Annotated in this window: 14 protein-coding genes; 5 read left to right on the plus strand and 9 right to left on the minus strand. The window is 45.4% G+C overall.

The window, feature by feature from the left end; all coding sequences use genetic code 11:
* Positions 1-101: 101 nt before the first annotated feature.
* The 8 genes from AB4583_RS16515 to lptM all read right to left on the minus strand — a co-directional run bounded on the left by AB4583_RS16515 (position 102) and on the right by lptM (position 10,074).
* On the minus strand, positions 102-2,582 hold the full coding sequence (locus tag AB4583_RS16515; protein ID WP_372118386.1) for an EAL domain-containing protein: 2,481 nt from the start codon (positions 2,580-2,582) through the stop codon (positions 102-104).
* 192 nt (positions 2,583-2,774) lie between these two features.
* Positions 2,775-5,273, minus strand: coding sequence for an EAL domain-containing protein (locus AB4583_RS16520; protein ID WP_372118389.1), 2,499 nt, complete (start codon positions 5,271-5,273; stop codon positions 2,775-2,777).
* A gap of 170 nt (positions 5,274-5,443) precedes the next feature.
* Positions 5,444-6,160 carry a 5-amino-6-(5-phospho-D-ribitylamino)uracil phosphatase YigB gene (gene yigB / locus AB4583_RS16525; protein WP_017096074.1) on the minus strand — a complete coding sequence of 239 codons (717 nt, stop codon included), beginning with the start codon at positions 6,158-6,160 and terminating at the stop codon, positions 5,444-5,446.
* A gap of 15 nt (positions 6,161-6,175) precedes the next feature.
* Entirely contained in the window at positions 6,176-7,108 is a 933-nt protein-coding gene (gene xerC, locus AB4583_RS16530) for a tyrosine recombinase XerC (RefSeq protein WP_017061015.1), read from the minus strand.
* Entirely contained in the window at positions 7,077-7,775 is a 699-nt protein-coding gene (locus AB4583_RS16535; RefSeq protein ID WP_017061014.1) for a DUF484 family protein, read from the minus strand. The genes xerC and AB4583_RS16535 overlap by 32 nt, the downstream gene beginning before the upstream one ends.
* 44 nt (positions 7,776-7,819) lie before the next feature.
* A complete protein-coding gene (dapF, locus tag AB4583_RS16540) occupies positions 7,820-8,650 on the minus strand; it encodes a diaminopimelate epimerase (protein ID WP_017061013.1) in 831 nt (276 codons plus the stop codon).
* 11 nt (positions 8,651-8,661) lie between these two features.
* Entirely contained in the window at positions 8,662-9,915 is a 1,254-nt protein-coding gene (lysA, locus tag AB4583_RS16545) for a diaminopimelate decarboxylase (RefSeq protein ID WP_017066756.1), read from the minus strand.
* A gap of 42 nt (positions 9,916-9,957) precedes the next feature.
* Positions 9,958-10,074, minus strand: a complete 117-nt coding sequence (gene lptM, locus AB4583_RS21450) for an LPS translocon maturation chaperone LptM (RefSeq protein ID WP_017063757.1) — start codon at positions 10,072-10,074, stop codon at positions 9,958-9,960.
* A gap of 75 nt (positions 10,075-10,149) precedes the next feature.
* On the opposite strand from lptM, the gene cyaY reads away from it, so the two are divergent.
* Positions 10,150-10,464, plus strand: a complete 315-nt coding sequence (gene cyaY / locus AB4583_RS16555) for an iron donor protein CyaY (RefSeq protein WP_017061010.1) — start codon at positions 10,150-10,152, stop codon at positions 10,462-10,464.
* Between the two features lie 71 nt (positions 10,465-10,535).
* On the opposite strand, the gene AB4583_RS16560 is transcribed toward cyaY, so the two are convergent.
* Positions 10,536-13,064, minus strand: coding sequence for a class I adenylate cyclase (locus AB4583_RS16560; protein ID WP_017066755.1), 2,529 nt, complete (start codon positions 13,062-13,064; stop codon positions 10,536-10,538).
* A 344-nt stretch (positions 13,065-13,408) separates the two neighbouring features.
* Here AB4583_RS16560 and hemC point away from each other — a divergent pair, with 344 nt between their 5' ends.
* Genes hemC through AB4583_RS16580 form a run of 4 tightly spaced genes read left to right on the plus strand, consistent with a single transcriptional unit; the run spans position 13,409 to position 17,505 of the window.
* Positions 13,409-14,347, plus strand: a complete 939-nt coding sequence (hemC, locus tag AB4583_RS16565; protein WP_017061008.1) for a hydroxymethylbilane synthase — start codon at positions 13,409-13,411, stop codon at positions 14,345-14,347.
* 2 nt (positions 14,348-14,349) lie between these two features.
* The gene (locus AB4583_RS16570) at positions 14,350-15,078 is read left to right on the plus strand and encodes a uroporphyrinogen-III synthase (RefSeq protein ID WP_017061007.1); all 729 of its coding nucleotides are present in this window, start codon (positions 14,350-14,352) and stop codon (positions 15,076-15,078) included.
* Between the two features lie 19 nt (positions 15,079-15,097).
* The gene (locus AB4583_RS16575; RefSeq protein WP_372118393.1) at positions 15,098-16,324 is read left to right on the plus strand and encodes a uroporphyrinogen-III C-methyltransferase; all 1,227 of its coding nucleotides are present in this window, start codon (positions 15,098-15,100) and stop codon (positions 16,322-16,324) included.
* Positions 16,324-17,505 (plus strand): heme biosynthesis protein HemY, encoded by a 1,182-nt coding sequence (locus AB4583_RS16580; RefSeq protein ID WP_372118396.1) that lies wholly within the window; start codon positions 16,324-16,326, stop codon positions 17,503-17,505. The genes AB4583_RS16575 and AB4583_RS16580 overlap by 1 nt, the downstream gene beginning before the upstream one ends.
* The last annotated feature ends 773 nt before the right edge of the window (positions 17,506-18,278 follow it).

Below are 18,278 nucleotides of genomic sequence, written 5' to 3' on the forward strand. Positions count from 1 at the left end.
GCTCGGCGCACAAACAAAAAGGGTGAGCCATAAGCTCACCCTTTTTACATCGTATTTTCGTTATTGAGCCAACCAGTGTTTCACGTGAAACGCTCGCTCCATCAAAACAAACGCTGAGGTTGACCAAAGTAATACCCTTGCAAGTAATCGACCCCCATGTCTTCAGCAATACGGCACACCTGCTCATTATGAACGAACTCCGCCACCGTCTTAGCATTCAGAATCTGGCATAAGCTCACCAACTGCTGAGCGATCTTGCGCTGCTTTTTATCTTTATCAATATTGCGAATCAAACTGCCATCAAGCTTGATCACCTGTGGTTCTAGCTTCAATATCTCATCAATGTTCGAATAGCCCGAACCAAAGTCATCAACAATAATATTCACACCAAGATCGCGGAAGTGATTACACACCTCAATCAAGCGACCGTAATCCTGAATTTGTTCCGTTTCTAACACCTCCAAGCCAATACGCTGTGGGTGACTGATTTTCTTGATCGCTTGTTCAAGGTGAAGAATGGTTTTCTCATTGCTGAAATCTTGTGGCGCTAAATTAATTGAGAACGAATCGGTTCGCTGACTCATAAAATCGAAGGTGCGCGTTATCATCTGACGACTGAGGCGTGTATAGAGATGGGTTCCTTCAATGATTGGCAAGAACTTACCCGGTGCAATTAACTGACCGTCCTCTTCAATTCGAACCAAACACTCGTAGCTCTCTACCTGATGACTGTGTGCTGAAACTATGGGCTGAGAGCACGCCACAATATTCTGATTAAGCACCGCGCGACTCACGCACGACAGCCAACCAAGTTGCTCTTGGCGATGCTTCTCCAATTGAATGAGTGCCTTGGCGCTCACTAGGTGCTTGTTCTGGCTGACAGCGCTGCGCCTCGCATCAATCGCCTTCAACAATAAGTCATCAATAGAGGTAGTCGGGAAATCTCGACGGCTGGCGATACCCGCACAGATAGACACCGACAAGTAATCAATATCGGGTAAACCGGTAGGCTCAAAATTCACATGCTCGGTTTGATCGGCAAATTCCGAGAATCGCTGATGAATATGTTCTTGGCTCGCCCAACTATCAAACACCACCGCCCACTCACCAATACCGATACTGTAGAGCTGACAGCCCTCATCAAAGAACTGCCACAGCGCCTTTTGAAAGTACTCACTCAAATCATGCAGAAGCTTGTCACCTACTCGATAACCATACTTCTCATTGATCTGACCAAAGGTCGTGACCTTCAAAGCTAGTAAGTGGCTATCACTGCTCATCTTCGACAGTTTCTCACGCAGCACACTTCGATTGGGTAAACCTGTACGGTGATCAATTCGATAGCTTGCCGTCAATGCAGTGGCTTGCTGCTGAATCTTACTCGCCATGCTGTTGTTCATGTCATCGACATCAAGCAGTGCATTTCGGATCAATGAAAACAGAGGGGATATGTTAGTCGCGGGTTGCGTCTCTAATGGCAATACCGCCTTACCCTCGCCTTCTCTAAGCGCAAGATAAGTGAGGCTATGGTGCAAGATTCGCTGTTGACCATTCTCTTGATAAAGTTCTCCCATGCAGTAAACGCCATAGCTGTCGGCCAATTTTTGGAAAACCTCAACCTCTTGGTTGCCATCAATAAAGTCGATACGAGATGTACAGTTATAAATGAAGAACTGTTCTGGCCTATGAGAGGCGATCTGCTGCACGCCCAGTCGTATCTGCTCTAAGGTCAGTGATGGATGGTCATAACAAAACCGGACCTCATCGCCCACTTGGAACAGGCCGCTGAATTCTATCTCTCCACTTTCCGTTACCTTGAGCGGTAAGTGAATGTTTTGCTCTTTCGGGTCACCGACCATCAAGGGAAAGTTATGCAGTTGCTCAAAAGGCACTTCGAGGCCATCAGCGAGGTAACGATTGTAGAGTTCGCGAACAGGCATCCCATCCAGTTCCAACAACCGGTTCTCTTGAGCACCTGTCACTCGAAAAGTTCGACCAATCGGATTCCATTCAGTGTAGTAACCCTTAGCGATGGAGAGCTCAACACTGTGCAGCGCCAACATCACATAGGCATTTTCATAGCAAATGCCGTCTAACATCACCCATCGCCCATTATCTGTGATGGTCGATGCACCGCCACAGATCGGTAATGAATACCTCGACTGCTCAAACGCTGAAAATAGATCTCGGTTATTTATCTGCAAGAGGTCTGCGAAACAGATGATGCTTTGAGTATTATCATTGCACTCAAGCTGTTGCCACATAGCGTGGCTATCGAGCAATGGTTGTTCGCTATATTCGACAACACCACAAGAGTAAGACGTCGCGTCAAAGCGGGTAACAATCAGATAAAGACCTTGGTGCAGGATGACACCTTGACTAATGTAGTGGTTAGCACTGCAACCAATCAATTTGGCATTGGGAAAAGTCGATTGAATCACTTGGCAGGCAGCCAAAACAGAACCTTTCTCGAAAGACGAAAACACCTGAATCAGTAGGCTTTCATGTTGATGAAAATCTATCTTTTCCAATTCACGTTGGGTTTGCTCAATGTCTTGTATCAGGAGAGAAGTCGACTGCATATTCACATTAATCGTTACGTTAATGATTTATTATTGTGCTTATTATAGATAAGGCTTGCACGGAATACTTGCGATCGCGTTATGAATAATGTGACCTTAGTTAGACATCATTCATTCCGCCAAAAAGCAGTCATTAATGGCGGCGCAGTACTTTTATAGCCAGTCGTTACACAATGCGGGAAGCTTTAACTGCTAAAACAGTCGCTTAGGCTCACCGAAGTAGTAACCCTGCAGATAATCGACACCCATTTGCTCTGCTATCTCACAAACCTGTTGGTTATGGACAAATTCAGCGACCGTTTTGGCATTGAACACTTGGCACAAACGAATCAACTGAGAGGCTATGTTTCTTTGTTTTTGATCTTTGTCGATATTACGAATCAAGCTACCGTCGAGCTTAATGATCTGTGGCTCAAGCTTAATGATTTCCTCGATGTTGGAGTAACCAGAGCCAAAGTCATCAACAATGATTCTCGCCCCAAGCGCACGGAAGTGATCACACACCTCAATCATGCGGCCATAATCTTTAATCTGTTCAGACTCGAGAACTTCTAAACCAAGTCGAGTAGGATCGTTCATACCACTGATCGCAGCCTCAAGGACCTCGAGCGTCTTATCGCTCAACAAATCTTGTGGGGATAGATTGATAGAAAATGAGCTCTGCTTATCCGCCATATAGCCAATAGTGCTCTTAATCATGTGTCGACTAAGGCGCGTGTAAAGATGGGTGTCAGCAATGATAGGTAAGAACTTTCCTGGTGGCACAATAGTACCGTCCGACTCCATGATTCTGACCAAACACTCTTGGCCAATCATTTCGTGCGTAACCGACTCCACAATCGGCTGGGAATAGGTGATGATGTTCTGATCTAGAATCGCACGACTTACACAACTCAACCAACCGAGTTGCTCTTTGCGGTCCTCTTCGCTCACCTGAATATCTTTGGCATTGGTGATGTGGGTATTGTTACGTACTCCATAGCGTCGAGCTTCGATCGCTTTCAATAAGATCTGGTCACCACTGTCGGTTAAGAAGTCACAACGACTAGCAAAGCCGCCACACAGAGAAACTGACAGGTAATCAATATCAGCCAAACCATATGGCTCAAAATTTATGTGTTCGATGTCATCGGCGAACTCAACGAAACCTTCTTTTATTTTCGTACTACCAACACTAGCATTGAAGATAATCGCCCACTCTCCAACACCAATACTGAATAGCTCTACCTTCACGCGAGGCTCTTTAACCACACGAAGCTGTAATCGCTCGATAAAGTGATTAGACAGATCGAGTAGCAGCTGATCCCCCACTTGATAACCATACTTCTCGTTAACCTGATGGAAGTTGGTTAGCTTTAAGGTCAGCAGATGTTCACTGAACAGAATCGTATTGAGGCGCTCTTTCAGTACGATACGGTTCGGCAAACCAGTACGCGAGTCAATGCGATAGCTTTCGGTTAAGCGACGCGCTTGTTGATGGAGTTTCTTTTCCATCTGAGTATTCATACTGTCGAGATCAGCGACTGCATTTCTGACTAGGTTAAGCAATGGCGACACGGTTGAGCCACACTGAAAGTCTTCGCAATGAAACTCTTTAATCTCGTCAGACTCGCGCATAGCGATATAAGTCAAGCTGTGGTGCAGTATCTCTTGGCGGTCTTCATTACGGTATAGCTCCCCCATGCAGTAGGCACCACATGTATTCACTATCCCTTCAAATGGCTTGAGCTCAAGTTTACTGTCGATAAATTCAAGTCGAGATACGCAGTTATAAATGATCACCGATTCAGGCTGATGCATGGCTAGCATCTCGGCACCGTGGTGCACCTTTTCTGCAGTGAGCGATGGGTGGTTATAACAAAACTGCGCCTCTTCACCGACATGCCAAGGGCTATCAAACTCAATACTGCCATCATCATTAATACGTAGCGGCGTCGAGATACCCTTCTTTCTGCCAAGTTCTCGATAAAGTGGAAAGCTCATCAGTTGACTAAAAGGAAGGTCTTTGCCATCCGCAAGGTAATGTTTGAATACTTCAATAGCCGGCTTGTCGTTCAATGCGTATAAGCGATTTCCGATTGCGTGTGTGACTCGTAGCTTCATCCCAATCGGGTTCCACTCAGAGTACGCGTCCGACCAAACCTTCAATCTTGGGTTAGTCAGAGCCACAGCAACACAGGCGTGCTGGTAGGTCTGTTCGTTATGCATAACCCAACGCCCGTATTCATTCTCATGACACAAGCCACCAGCAACAGGCAATGTGTAGGGTAGGTTTTCAAAGGCGCTATAGATAGGGTAGTCACGACCTTCAACCTGATCGCATAGGCTGATGACCGTTTTAGCATCTTTCGAGAGGTCTAGTTGAGAAGCGAGCTCTTGGCTGTCTTGGTTTGGGTTGCCTGTAAAAGGCTGAACCGCGGAGGTTAAACGGGTTTCATTAAACTCACTGATAATGATTAAGGTACAACTACTCTCAAGACAATTGTCACAGATAACATGACGAGCACTCTGGCCAATTAGGGTGGCATTGCTTAGGCGATTGAGAGCAACACTCGCGATTCGACGAGCCACATCAGAAGATTGGGCAGAGAAAAGTTGAATAAGATATTGTTTGCTGTCACACCACTCTCGCTGATCAAATTGAGATTTAAATAGCTCCTCAGTATTTGCGAGAAATGTAAATGTTTGCATGCCAACCCTTGATCGAAATAGAGTGAAGTGAAGAACCCGCAACCACTGCTATGACTGAAATGAATCGATAAAAAGTAGTCGCCAATTATCCTAGCCTAAACAGGCATTTAATTGCGACTAATGTAACAATTCAATATCATAAATGCGACACAATAAGCTTACAGAAGTCTTTAAATTAGTCGCATAAGATCGCTAAGTTGCTCTATTTCAACATCAGGCAGCACACTCGCCTTCGAAGAGAGGTATAAATTGGAACCAATGTCATTAAACCAGCACGCTTGGAAGCCATTTTGCTTAGCTCCGTAAACATCCGTTCTAAGATGATCGCCGACATGAAGAATGTTGATGGCATCAACACCTAAGTATTGCTGCGCTTTATCAAACATATCTGGGTAGGGTTTTGCTCTACCGTTTGGGCCAGCTTTAAGAATTCGTTGAAAATACTGCCCTAAGCCAATTTTATGTGGATCGACATTGCCATTGGTAATCGCAACCAAAGGAATGCGTTGGCTAAGTTCTGCCATCACTCGATGCGTTTCTTGAGGAACATCGACTTGATTGCGCAACCACAAAGCATGTTCTATCCCCTCACGAGCCGCCTGTTCAGCTTGCTGCTGAGAGTAGCCCAATTGCAGCAAACCACTCTTAATCTGAGTTTCACGCCACACGGTGACATCATGTTTCAAAGCTGGGTTTTCAGATGCGACTTGCTGCTTAATGCCCTGCCACTCTTCAAGCGATAAAGAAGCCGACACTGGGTGCTTTTGATAAAGCCACTGTGCCATCTCTTTCTCAACCTTCATGATCACAGGCCAGTTGTCATACAGGGTGTCATCCAAGTCAAAGGTCATGGCTTTGATGGGCTTTAACCCTCGATAAATTCGCATAGTAAACCCTTTAATCTAATCTTTATTCTTCTTACGAGCTCTCGGGTGAGCCTGATCATAAGCTTGTGCTAAGTGTTGGAAATCTAAGTGGGTATACACTTGGGTCGTCGAGATGTTTTCATGGCCAAGCAACTCTTGCACAGCACGAAGATTTTGGCTCGATTCCAGCACATGCGTTGCAAAGGAGTGACGCAGTTTATGCGGGCTGATGTGGCTCGCGACAGATTGCTTCTTGCCCCACTCTTCCATGCGCTTTTGCACGCTGCGGTGAGAGATACGAGTCCCGAGCTTAGAGACAAACAGCGCGGTTTCACCCGGTGAAGCCAATTCACCACGAACTTTGAGCCATTTATCGACCCACTCTTTAGCTAAACCAGAAAAAGGCGCTTTGCGTTCTTTGTCGCCTTTACCAATCACTCGGATTTCGCCTTGTCGACCCAACACATCTTTCAGATTGATGCCGACCAGTTCTGCCAGTCGTAATCCAGCACCATACATCACCTCCATCATCGCTCGATCACGAATCGACAATGGATCGTCCTCATTCACATCAAGCAGTTGACCCACTTCATCAACATCGAGGTTTTTAGGCAAAGGGCGTTGTTTGCGAGGTGCAGAGACACCTTTGGCTGGATTGGCGGTCATTTCGCCACGCAACACAAGGAAATCAAAGAAGCTGCGCAGTGACGATAAGCGCGTTGCAATGCTGCTCGCTTTCATTCCCTCACGCATGCCTTTACTGGCCAGTTGTCTGACCCACGCCGCATCGACTTGACCCCAATCCTTTAGCCCTAGAGTGACTAAATGACCGGCCATGGTTTCAAGTTGTTGTTTGTAATTACGTTGGGTGTGTAGGCTGAGTCCCTTCTCGCTTCGGAGATATTCATAGAAGCGAGAAAGTGGCTTTTGAAGGCTGTTAGGAAGAGGTATTTTGGGCTCTAGGCTCATTATTTATCTGCCAAGGTAAGGTGTCCGCCAAATGAGCGACAACAAGTGCTAAATGGCGTAAAAAGAGCGTATCCATATGGGGTTGGAAATGTCCGCCATCTTCACTAGAAAAGGCGAGCAAACCCAATGGAGACTGCTTAGCAAGCGGTAGTACTACATAAGAGCCTAGCTCTGGAACTGGATAATCACCAAACAAATCGTGTCTGTCGGCTTTTCTCAAGCGTCCAAGATAAGCATCTTTGCCATTGAAATGGTTAAGCGAAAACTTAGAGTAACCCTCAGCACTCAACTGATAAAAGCCAGATTGCGAAAGAATACGAACATGAGCCTTAAGCCCAAGATCTAACGCTTTTTGTTCAACGGCTTTTATCACCTGCATGAAGTCACTGCATTTCAGCACTTGCGCTTGCAGATCCATAAACTCATAGAAGGTTTTATCGTTATTTGCTGCCAACGACATCAAGCCAGTGATCTCTTCTTCAAGCTCTTCGATTCGATGACGTTGGCGTTTAAGCTGAACCTCAACCAGAGAAACAGCGCCCTGCTCAACGTTATTGATAGCAAGGCGATCAACCAAATCTTTTCGGTCTTGGAAAAAATCTGGGTTATCACGTAAATATTCCGCGACCACTTCTGCGGTGAGTGCGTCGGCTTCAACGTAAGACAAAACCTATCCTTTATTTTTATGAATATATTTGTTTTGGGTCGTTATTAGCAAGAAAGTTGACCATCAAACACATGCGTTGCAGGGCCGGTCATAAACAGAGGTTTACCCGGGCCTTGCCAGCTAATGTGTAAGTCACCGCCTGGTAGACGAACCTTCACATTCTCAGCCAGTAAGCCTTGAGTGATACCCACTGCAACTGCGCCACACGCTCCGCTGCCACATGCCTGAGTTTCACCCGCGCCGCGTTCGTAAACACGTAGACGAACTTCTTCACGGTTAACGACCTGCATAAAGCCAGCATTAACACGCTCAGGGAAACGTTCATGTGATTCAAGTAGTGGGCCTAAGGTGTCCACATCAGCCGTGTCGACGTCATCAACCACGGTAACCACATGTGGGTTACCCATGCTTACCGCACCACAGAATAAGGTGTGTACATCCGTTCTTAGGATATACGTCTTCTCTGGCTGCTTGGCCTTGAATGGAATCTTGCCGGGTTCGAACTCAGGAATGCCCATGTTCACCGTGATCAGGTCATTCTCTTCAATCTTGAGAACCATTTTACCTTTCTTGGTACTCACGTTGATGCTGTACTTATTCGTTAAGCCTTTCATGCGAACGAATCGTGCAAAACAACGTGCACCATTGCCACACTGCTCCACTTCACTGCCATCCGCATTGAATATGCGGTAATGGAAATCAGTTTCTGGATCATAGGGAGCCTCAACCACAAGTAGCTGATCAAAGCCCACGCCAGTGTGACGATCCGCCAAGCGACGGATCAAATCTGGAGAAAAGAAAATATTTTGAGTAATGCAGTCCACGACCATGAAATCATTGCCCAAACCATGCATTTTAGAAAAGTGGAAGTGCATAACGCTTAAAATTACTCCGGAAGAATGTTTTCAAGTTCCCACAGACTCGTAAGCTCTTCACGCTGACGAACCAAGTGAGTTTTATCGCCATCCACCATCACTTCAGCCGCACGCGAACGAGTGTTGTAGTTAGATGACATCGCGAAGCCATAAGCACCCGCTGAACGAACTGCTAGCAGATCACCTTCTTCAAGAACAAGGTCACGATCTTTACCTAGGAAATCGCCTGTCTCACAGATTGGGCCAACCAAATCGTAAGTCACAGTTTCACCCTGACGAGGGCTCACAGGAACAATATCCTGCCAAGCTTGGTAAAGTGCTGGGCGCATTAGATCGTTCATTGCTGCATCGATGATGGCAAAGTTCTTGTGCTCTGTTGGCTTGAGGAACTCGACTTTCGTTAATAATACACCAGCGTTAGCAGCAATCGCTCTTCCAGGCTCGAAAATCAGCTCTAGATCAGAATGATTGTCTAAGCGAGCCAATAAAGCTTTCGCGTAGTCAGAAGGCTGTGGTGGTAATTCATCACGATAAACCACACCCAAACCGCCACCGACATCAAGGTGTTTGATGTTGATACCGTTAGCACGTAGCTGGTCGATCAGCGCAAGCAGGCGATCGGTTGCATCGATGAAAGGTTCGATATCCGTTAACTGAGAACCAATGTGGCAATCAATACCATGGATAGACAAGTTATCGAGTGTTTTTGCAAACTCATAGACAGCAGGAGCACGGTCGAAAGCGATACCAAACTTGTTATCACGCAGACCAGTAGAGATATAAGGGTGAGTGTTCGCATCAACGTCTGGGTTGATACGCAGTGAAATCGGCGCTTTAACACCAAGCTCACCAGCTACTTTATTCAGTCGCTCTAGTTCTGGTTCAGACTCTACGTTGAAACACTTAATGTTCAACTCAAGCGCACGCTTCATTTCAGCGGCTGTTTTACCGACACCAGAGAATACAACTTTTGCTGGATCGCCACCGGCAGCAACCACACGCTCTAGCTCACCGCCAGAAACGATATCGAAGCCAGAGCCCAAACGAGCCAAAGTATTCAACACGCCAAGGTTTGAGTTAGCTTTAACGGCATAACACACCAAGTGCGGATGCTCACCAACCGATGAATCAAACGCATTCCAGTGGCGTTCTAATGTTGCACGAGAATATACATACAGCGGTGTACCATATTGCTCTGCTAGTTGTGAAAGTGCGACGTCCTCAGCCCAAAGCTGGCCATCTTCCTGATAGTTGAAGTAATCCAAAGTTCTTATCCCTTATAAATAACGATTTCTGCGTGTTTTCACTTATTGTGATTGTTCGGTTTGCTGAACTTCATCAGGATCGTACAAAGGACCCGTTTGACCACAACCAGAAAGTCCAATAACGGACATCATAAATAGAGCAGCAATTAATTTTTTCATTTTGCATATCGTGATTATTAACTCAATGCCCCCTATAATCGCACCACACTCAGGAAAAGCAATAGGATAGAAAGGATGAACGAGACTGAATTTCATCAGCTGGTCGATATACAGATGCAAAACATCGAAGAAGCTATCGATGAATCAGAGGCAGATATTGATTACGAAGTGACTGGTAACGTGATGACGCTGGAGTTTGAGAACCGCAGCCAAATCATCATTAACCGCCAAGAACCAATGAAAGAAATCTGGTTAGCGTCTAAATCTGGTGGCTTTCACTTCAAGCTAGTTGACGACAAGTGGACATGTTCAAAGACGGGCATGGAGCTGTTTGAGATGGTTAAAGAAGAATGCGTGAAGCACGCAGGTGAAGCGATCGATTGGGTCTAATCATTTGTAAGCAAAACTAAAAAGGAGTGAATCAATCACTCCTTTTTCAATATCAATCGGGCTTAGTAAGACTAGATGTTGACTATCTTTGAGCTCCGAGAAGCTAAAGTTGCATCGTTACGATAAGGCACAACGTAAGAATTGCCTTCTTCAGGATGAACGATTTGGTAGTACTGAGGTAGGTTAAAGTTAATCAACTTAGACGACATCTTCGACTCATCTTTTACCGATGTGTAGAAAGAATTCACGCTCGCGATCATCTCATCTTTTTCACCGCTGTACTGGTGGTAGACCTCAACTTGGTTCGACTCGTCCAATACATAAATATTGAAGCCTTTGTCGGTATCTTCGAAAAAGAACTGAATCAAGCCCTCACTCGCAAAACCATCCACCACTTCTGGTAGCTGATACTCTTGCTCTTTATCGAGCATCAGTAAAGGTGAGCCTTTGAGCTTATTGGTTGAGATGCTACGGTAGAAATCGACCGAGTTTTCCAACATCTGTACCGACACACCACGACGTTCGAAGAACAGACCAAACATCTTATTAGCTAAACGAATAGCCTTAAAGCGGCGGCGCTTCTCGGGTTCAATCGGTTTCAATCGTAAATCGATACACTCAGCAAGCAGTTGATACACCATGTTACGCATCACACCACGCAGGTTTTTGCTGTAACAGAACACATCAACCGATTCTGGCGGTAAAGCATCTTGGTGCATTTTGCCAAGCACCGTCTTCAGCGCATCCAGCATTGCCGTATCACCTTGGAAATGCAGCGTACGTACTTCATGCCAAGAGTTACGATAAACTAAGTCGACACTGCCGACTAAGCTCTTACCTTCCTCACCAAAGCTGAAGATATCGGCGTTCTTGAGGTCCACTTTTAATGCACGACCACTTAATTCAGACGTCGGGTCATTTTCAAAGTTGATGAACATCGCTAGCTGGCTTATCTCACACGGGCTCGCCAGTGCTTGCATACTTGGGCGACGCTTACGCAAAGAAAACGTATTACGCAGGTCGCTCACCATTTGATAGAACTTATCGATATCGATGTGAGCGTCACGTACCACAGAGTGCAAACGTGTCGACTCGGTAATCAAGCCATTAAAAAACGACCATGCTACCAACTTACTCAAGTACTCATGGTGCTCTAGAGAAGGCTGACCAAGAATGCGGTGTGCAACCAGTGGCTGCTTATACAAGTACCAACCTGCTTTATTCGACTGACCCTGACGAACTTCGATGAAGCTCAAGTCGGGTTCATGCAGATCCGGAGAGATTTGTGGGTTCAGCAGTGTCACTTTACCTGGCAATACCTCAAACGCAGCGTAAAGCTTACGTGCCAAGATGCTGATATCTTGTGGACTGATTGCCGAAGTGATGTCGTTACGACGCGCAAATTGAATCAGATTACGGTAGCTCAGCATCAAGGCATCAAGCAGTGCATGGTGCACCACTTTAACCTGCTCAACCTTCCAGTTACGGCGGTTATCGAGCTCAGCAATGGTTTCATGTCCCCAATTCCAAGATTTAGTCATCTCGGTTAAGGCTTCACGACGCCACGCAACGGAGCCAATGCCCGCATCTCGTGACAACTTCTCGTGGGTCTTAAGATAAAAACAGCGCCTCACCAAGTCCAATCGAGTATGGTCGTTAATACGCTCTAGGTAGCGCGTTACCTTCTCAAGCATCAGATAGTAACTATCCATGCCATACAGATCCGGTTCATCCGCAAAGAAGCGGCGCTTGGTATCAATACTCAGCAGTTGGGTGTTTGGGTATTCCCACGAATAGGCCTCTAACAGGATCGCCTTCAAAACCGATTTATACGGTGAGTCGATACTCTTATAGAGCTGCCACAGGTTTGAACCAAAGTACTCTTCAGCGGGAATACGATTCAGCTTGCCGAAATCGATCCACTGCGAGCAATCAAGATAACCATCCTGACACAAACCTTGAACATACTCGTCGTAACACTCTTCCATTTCTGGCGGAATGATTTGCCACAACAAACGCTGACCAGCCAAACGAACCGCAGAGCGATAAAACTCATCAAGCAATAATAAGTGCTGTGAAGAACCACAGTTATCGCCGGTCATCTCTTCTGAATGGTTCGAACGGAAACGCTCTTCATCCATCAAGAAGAAGTTCGCTTCTACTCCCAAGGTTTCAGCCCAATCGGTAATCAAGAGACACTTGTTGGTTAGGCTATCGCGAGAGGCGCCATCCATATCCGGGGAAACACACACCCAGATATCAAGATCACTTGAAGTGCTTTGACCAATAGAAGAAGTACTACCCATGGTGTACAAGCCAAGGATTGCTGGTTCATCCGTCTCGGTGAGTTTGCCACCCAGCGTTAATTCGGTATCAGAGACAAATTGCTTTTGGAATTCATTAAGCGTGAAGCTACGAATTCCAAAAGGAACTTGTTGGTCATAATAACCAGGCATCATCGGGTGATTGAAGTGAAGCAATGCGGGAATAAGGTTGAATACTCGCTGGCCTTGCACATTCATCAACGCCAACGCACGATCAATGCGCTGCTGATTTAGATTGTCTAATCGTTGAATCAAAGTTTGAGTGTAAGCCTGCAAGGTAAGTCCTTGGTTTGAGGTTAAGTGCAGTTCTGTTTAGTTACTGAACGAAAGGAGCAACAAAACGTGATCAATTTAACACTTTTACCCTTAATGGTAAAGCAAAGGAACCCGTCATACTGGTCAATTCCTTGATGACAGAAAGTTAAACTCACGGCGCCGTAGTGTCCTCTTTATTGACTATTTCTAATAATAGCCCATGTTTCAAATGAGATACTAATCACACTATTTTGGTGAACTCATGAAAATCTCTCAGCTATCAAAGTATGGAATGATCAAACAGTAAGAATTCTCGCCTCATAATGGTAGGATTAGGCTATTACAGAACCTATATCGGAAACACCATGACAAATTCAGCACCAATCCGTATCGCGACCAGAAAAAGCCCTCTTGCCCTTTGGCAGGCATACTTTGTAAGGGATGCACTGCAAGCTGCTCACCCTGGTTTAGAGGTTGAGTTGGTAACTATGGTGACCAAAGGTGACATCATCCTAGACACTCCGCTTGCTAAAGTGGGTGGTAAAGGACTGTTCGTTAAAGAACTTGAAGTAGCCATGCTAGAAGGTCGTGCTGACCTAGCGGTTCACTCAATGAAAGATGTACCTGTCGACTTCCCTGAAGGTCTAGGTCTGGTAACAATTTGTGAGCGCGAAGATCCGCGTGACGCTTTCGTATCAAACACTTACAACAACATCGACGAACTCCCACAAGGTGCTGTCGTGGGTACGTGCAGTCTGCGTCGCCAATGCCAACTGTTAGAATACCGCCCAGATCTGATCATCAAAGAGCTGCGCGGCAACGTTGGTACTCGTCTAGGTAAACTCGATGATGGTCAATACGATGCGATCGTACTGGCTGCTGCAGGTCTTAAACGTCTAGAGCTAGAAGAGCGTATTCGTAGCTTCATCGAACCAGAGCAGTCTCTCCCTGCTGTTGGCCAAGGCGCTGTTGGTATTGAGTGTCGCCTTGATGACGAGCGTCTGATTAAACTCCTTGAACCACTGAATCATAAAGACACGGCTGATCGTGTACTGTGCGAACGTGCAATGAACCTTACCCTAGAAGGTGGCTGTCAGGTTCCTATCGGCAGCTACTCATTATTAGATGGCGAAAACATCTGGCTACGTGCATTAGTTGGTGAACCGGACGGTTCTAAGATGGTTCGTGGTGAGATCTCTGGCCCTCGCAAAGATGCAGAAGCACTTGGCGTGACTCTGGCAAATCAATTGCTGGATGATGGCGCGAGAGAAATCTTAACCAAGCTCTACGTTGACCAAGAATAATCATGACAGTGTTGGTGACTCGTCCCGGTTCAGAGGGACAATCGCTTTGCCAACAACTAGCGGATGAAGGGGTTCAAGCAATCCATCATCCGCTGATTCGTATCGTGGATAATCCCAACTCTGCGGATTTAAGCACCCAGCTTAATAACAGCGATATCATTATTGCAGTCAGTCACCACGCCGTGGCGGCTGCCCAAAGCATCCTTTCAAAAACCTCATCCATTTGGCCTACTTCGCCGCTTTATCTTGGCGTTGGTCAAAAAACTGCGCACGTTTTAAGCAAAGTCTGTAAACAAAAAGTAAACTATCCTCAAGTTAGTGATAGTGAACATCTTCTTAAACTTACTGAACTTAATGGCGTAGAAAATAAGTCCATTTTGATACTACGTGGCAATGGTGGGCGTGAGCTCATTAGGGATTCTCTACTCAATCGAGGTGCACAAGTCTCTTATTGTGAGACCTACCGTAGAGAATATATTCCTATTAGCGACCACAATACCTATCAAACATGGATAAACAAAAAAACGTCCAAAGTTGTCATCACTAGTCAGGAACAATTGGAGTATCTCTGCTCAATTACCCCTGATGAGTATTTGGCTTGGCTTTCAACAAGACATCTATTTGTCCCAAGCCAGCGCATTGTAGAACGAGCACAACAACTCGGCTTCTCGAATGTGACCAATACTCACAGTGCTACGAACCAAATATTACTGGCTGCTCTCCGGCCCTAGCTAGAAACAGGAAATAAGCATGACAAGCAAAAAAAATAATGAGCATATTGAACCTGAAAAGAAACAAGATACTCAGCCAGTAGTTGTTGAAAACGAAAAAGCTGACTCTACAGAGACAAAACAACCTGAACAGAAGCTTGATGCCTCTGCTTCAAATACCGCTAAAAATGAGCAGCCTCAAGCTGAGCATAAAGAGCAAATAGAGAAAGCAGAAAAGCAAGGTAAGCGCGGTGTCAAACTAGGCGCTATTGCGATCGCTATTTCAATTATCTTCAGTGGCGGTATCGCATTTCAAATGCAGCAAAAGAGCGCTGAATACTCGGCTCAAATAGCCGCTCTTCAAGCACAACTTCAAAATACCCAATCTGCGGTAAATAAAGACCTACAAACCATCAAGCAAGAGACTATCCAAGAAGCCTCACACGCGGTGGAGAAAACTCAGGTCGTGCAATCTCAACAGCAGAAGAGCATTCAAAGCCTGCAGTTAGCAGTGGCTGACGTGAAAGGTCGCCGCCCGAATGACTGGTTACTTGCCGAAGCCGATTACCTTGTGAAACTAGCAGGACGTAAACTGTTCCTCGAGCATGATGCCGTTAGCGCAACCAAGTTAATGGAAAGCGCCGATCAACGTATCGCAGCACTGAATGACCCGAGCTTAGTGTCACTGCGTCAATCAATGACCAATGACATTACCAAGCTTCGCACTATTCCTCTGATCGACCGTGACGGCTTAGTTCTGCGTATCACAAGCTTGCAACAGCAAGTCGATACACTGCCGCTTGCCAATGCGATTCTTCCGGAAGTTGCGGTTGTTGAGAAAAAAGCGGTATCGCAAGATATTAATGATTGGCAGAACAACCTGATGACGTCGATGAAAGACTTCTCAGAAAACTTCATTACCTTCCGTAGTCGTGATGGCGAAGTTATCCCTCTACTCTCTCCTGAACAACACTTCTACCTGCGTGAAAACATCAAAGGTAAATTAGAAACCGCGATTCGCGCCGTCTACAAAGAACAAGGTGAACTCTATAGCGCAGCTCTTAATACCGCTAGCGAGTGGTCGAAAGCGTATCTAAACCAAGATAACAACTCAGTGATTGAATTTGAGAAAGCGATTAAACAGCTAAGTGAACAGAACATCTCTGTGAAATACCCTGTAAAGCTTGAATCTCAAAATGAGTTGTCAGATGTGATACGTGAGCGCCTACGTCGTGAAGTCACCGTTATGACCACGGAGGAAAAATAATGATTCGTTGGATTTTTCTTTTTCTCGTTCTAGGTGCTGGGTTAATTGTTGGTACTCAGTTCTCTGGTCAACAAGGCTACGTTCTGATCTCAATTGCGAATAAGACTATTGAGATGAGCGTGACAACACTGGTTATCTTTGTCATTGCTCTTCTAGCGGCTCTATTCAGCTTAGAGTACCTATTTAAAAAGCTTATGTACGCAAGCTCGACAACTTGGAACTGGTTCAGTGTTCGTAAGCTGAAACGTTCTCGTCGTTATACCAATGAAGGCATTATCAAGCTACTTGAAGGTGACTGGAAAGGCGCTGAGAAGAAAGTAACTCGTTGGGCTAACCATCACGACATGCCTCTACTTTGTTATTTAGTCGCTTCTCAAGCGGCACACGAACAAGGTAATACAAGTGAGCGTGATAAGTACATCGAGCTTGCTAGCCAACAGGACGACTCTCTACTGGCGGTTGAGCTAACTAAAGCTAAACAGCAAATCAGCGAGTCAAACTACGAAGCTGCATTCGATACACTTTCTACCCTAAAAGGCACATACCCTAATAACACTGCTGTACTTGGCCTGTTAAAAGCCACTTACTTGCAACTGAAGTTATGGCAGCCATTGCTAGAGTTAACGCCTAAATTAGTTAAGAACAAACTTCTAACAGCTGATGAGCAACGTGAATTAGAACAGAAAGCACAATGTGGGCTACTTCATGATGTGGCACAACAGCAAGGTAGCGAAGGTTTAATCAGCCATTGGAACAAGCTTTCAAGAAAACAGAAACAAAGTTCGCACCTTGTATCCTGCTTTGTGAAGCAACTTATCGCTCGCAAAGCTGACTCAGAAGCCTTCACTGTGATCAAAGAGAACATTGCAAAGAGTGGGTCAAATGAACTCTACATGTTGCTTCCAGAGCTGAACTTATCCGATCACCACCCAGTAGTGGTCATGCTAGAACGTGCAATTAGTAAAGACAGTGGTAATGCCGAAGCACACAGCGCGCTGGCTCAGTTCTACTTAAGAGAGCAGAAGTGGGCGGAAGCACAAAGCCACTTCGAAAAAGCCTTAGCACTTCGCTCAAATGTTTCAGATTACGGATACCTATCTGACGCACTAGAGAAGCAAAACTTAACGAAAGCAGCTCACGAGGTTTCTCGTAAAGCGCTCGCTCTAGTTCAACCCGCTTAACTCTAAGCGACTCAAACTAAGCCGATGTCTAGCATCGGCTTTTTTGTATCTGCTATTTAACCCTAGATAACTTCTACAATAGCTATAAACCAAGCTCATCAAACACTTACCTGCCCAATACCAACTAACCATGACATTGCTCAACTGAGCTTCTCAAACACACGAAGAACGACTTTAATTGTGTCTGTACGTAGTTTTACCATTCTTATAAACAACCCCAGAGAAGAGACTCAGGAAGATCCATAGAGAAAAGTGACACCTTTAAGCCCAAGATTAAATGAGTCTCACCTTGAAAGAAGGCGTTTAAAGATATTTACCCGCAGACAGATACCCACTTTAAATCACGCTGAATTAACAATTAAATAGACATCAATGTTCCAACTATAAACCGTTATAACCGGGGAGTTCACGTAACTGCCTGTAGATTCATCTATTAAGTAGAAGGGATATAGCAAGAGTTACCGACCAACAAAACCTTGTTATTAGAAACGAGGCATCTTTATCAGCCAGTTAAAATTAGTAGGAGATAGAGCTCTCAAGACGCTCAGGAAAAGTTAATCAACGAACCAATAGCCACAAGTATAAACTTACGTAATCAAGCGCTGCTAGAGAGAGCAGAGCTTAATAATAAGTGTCGGAATATCAGAGCTCGTGATCAACGTAAAGCGCCTCTACAAACTCTGAGACGAATAATAAGACTCATACCAATCCGGAAAATTAACTGATCAGGTCAATCCAATCTCTTGTACACACTTTTGTGACGCGATCTTTGC

Origin of the sequence: Vibrio sp. 10N.222.49.C12, assembly GCF_041475025.1 — a bacterium.
In the GTDB taxonomy this organism is placed as follows: Bacteria; Pseudomonadota; Gammaproteobacteria; order Enterobacterales; family Vibrionaceae; genus Vibrio; species Vibrio crassostreae_C.

Coding starts and splice junctions, on each gene's coding strand:
- AB4583_RS16520 (WP_372118389.1), bottom strand. CDS start 5,273: ATGCAAACATTTACATTTCTCGCAAATACTGAGGAGCTATTTAAATCT.
- yigB (WP_017096074.1), bottom strand. CDS start 6,160: ATGCGAATTTATCGAGGGTTAAAGCCCATCAAAGCCATGACCTTTGAC.
- AB4583_RS16580 (WP_372118396.1), top strand. CDS start 16,324: ATGATTCGTTGGATTTTTCTTTTTCTCGTTCTAGGTGCTGGGTTAATT.
- AB4583_RS16515 (WP_372118386.1), bottom strand. CDS start 2,582: ATGCAGTCGACTTCTCTCCTGATACAAGACATTGAGCAAACCCAACGT.
- AB4583_RS16570 (WP_017061007.1), top strand. CDS start 14,350: ATGACAGTGTTGGTGACTCGTCCCGGTTCAGAGGGACAATCGCTTTGC.
- xerC (WP_017061015.1), bottom strand. CDS start 7,108: ATGAGCCTAGAGCCCAAAATACCTCTTCCTAACAGCCTTCAAAAGCCA.
- lptM (WP_017063757.1), bottom strand. CDS start 10,074: ATGAAAAAATTAATTGCTGCTCTATTTATGATGTCCGTTATTGGACTT.
- cyaY (WP_017061010.1), top strand. CDS start 10,150: ATGAACGAGACTGAATTTCATCAGCTGGTCGATATACAGATGCAAAAC.
- dapF (WP_017061013.1), bottom strand. CDS start 8,650: ATGCACTTCCACTTTTCTAAAATGCATGGTTTGGGCAATGATTTCATG.
- hemC (WP_017061008.1), top strand. CDS start 13,409: ATGACAAATTCAGCACCAATCCGTATCGCGACCAGAAAAAGCCCTCTT.
- AB4583_RS16575 (WP_372118393.1), top strand. CDS start 15,098: ATGACAAGCAAAAAAAATAATGAGCATATTGAACCTGAAAAGAAACAA.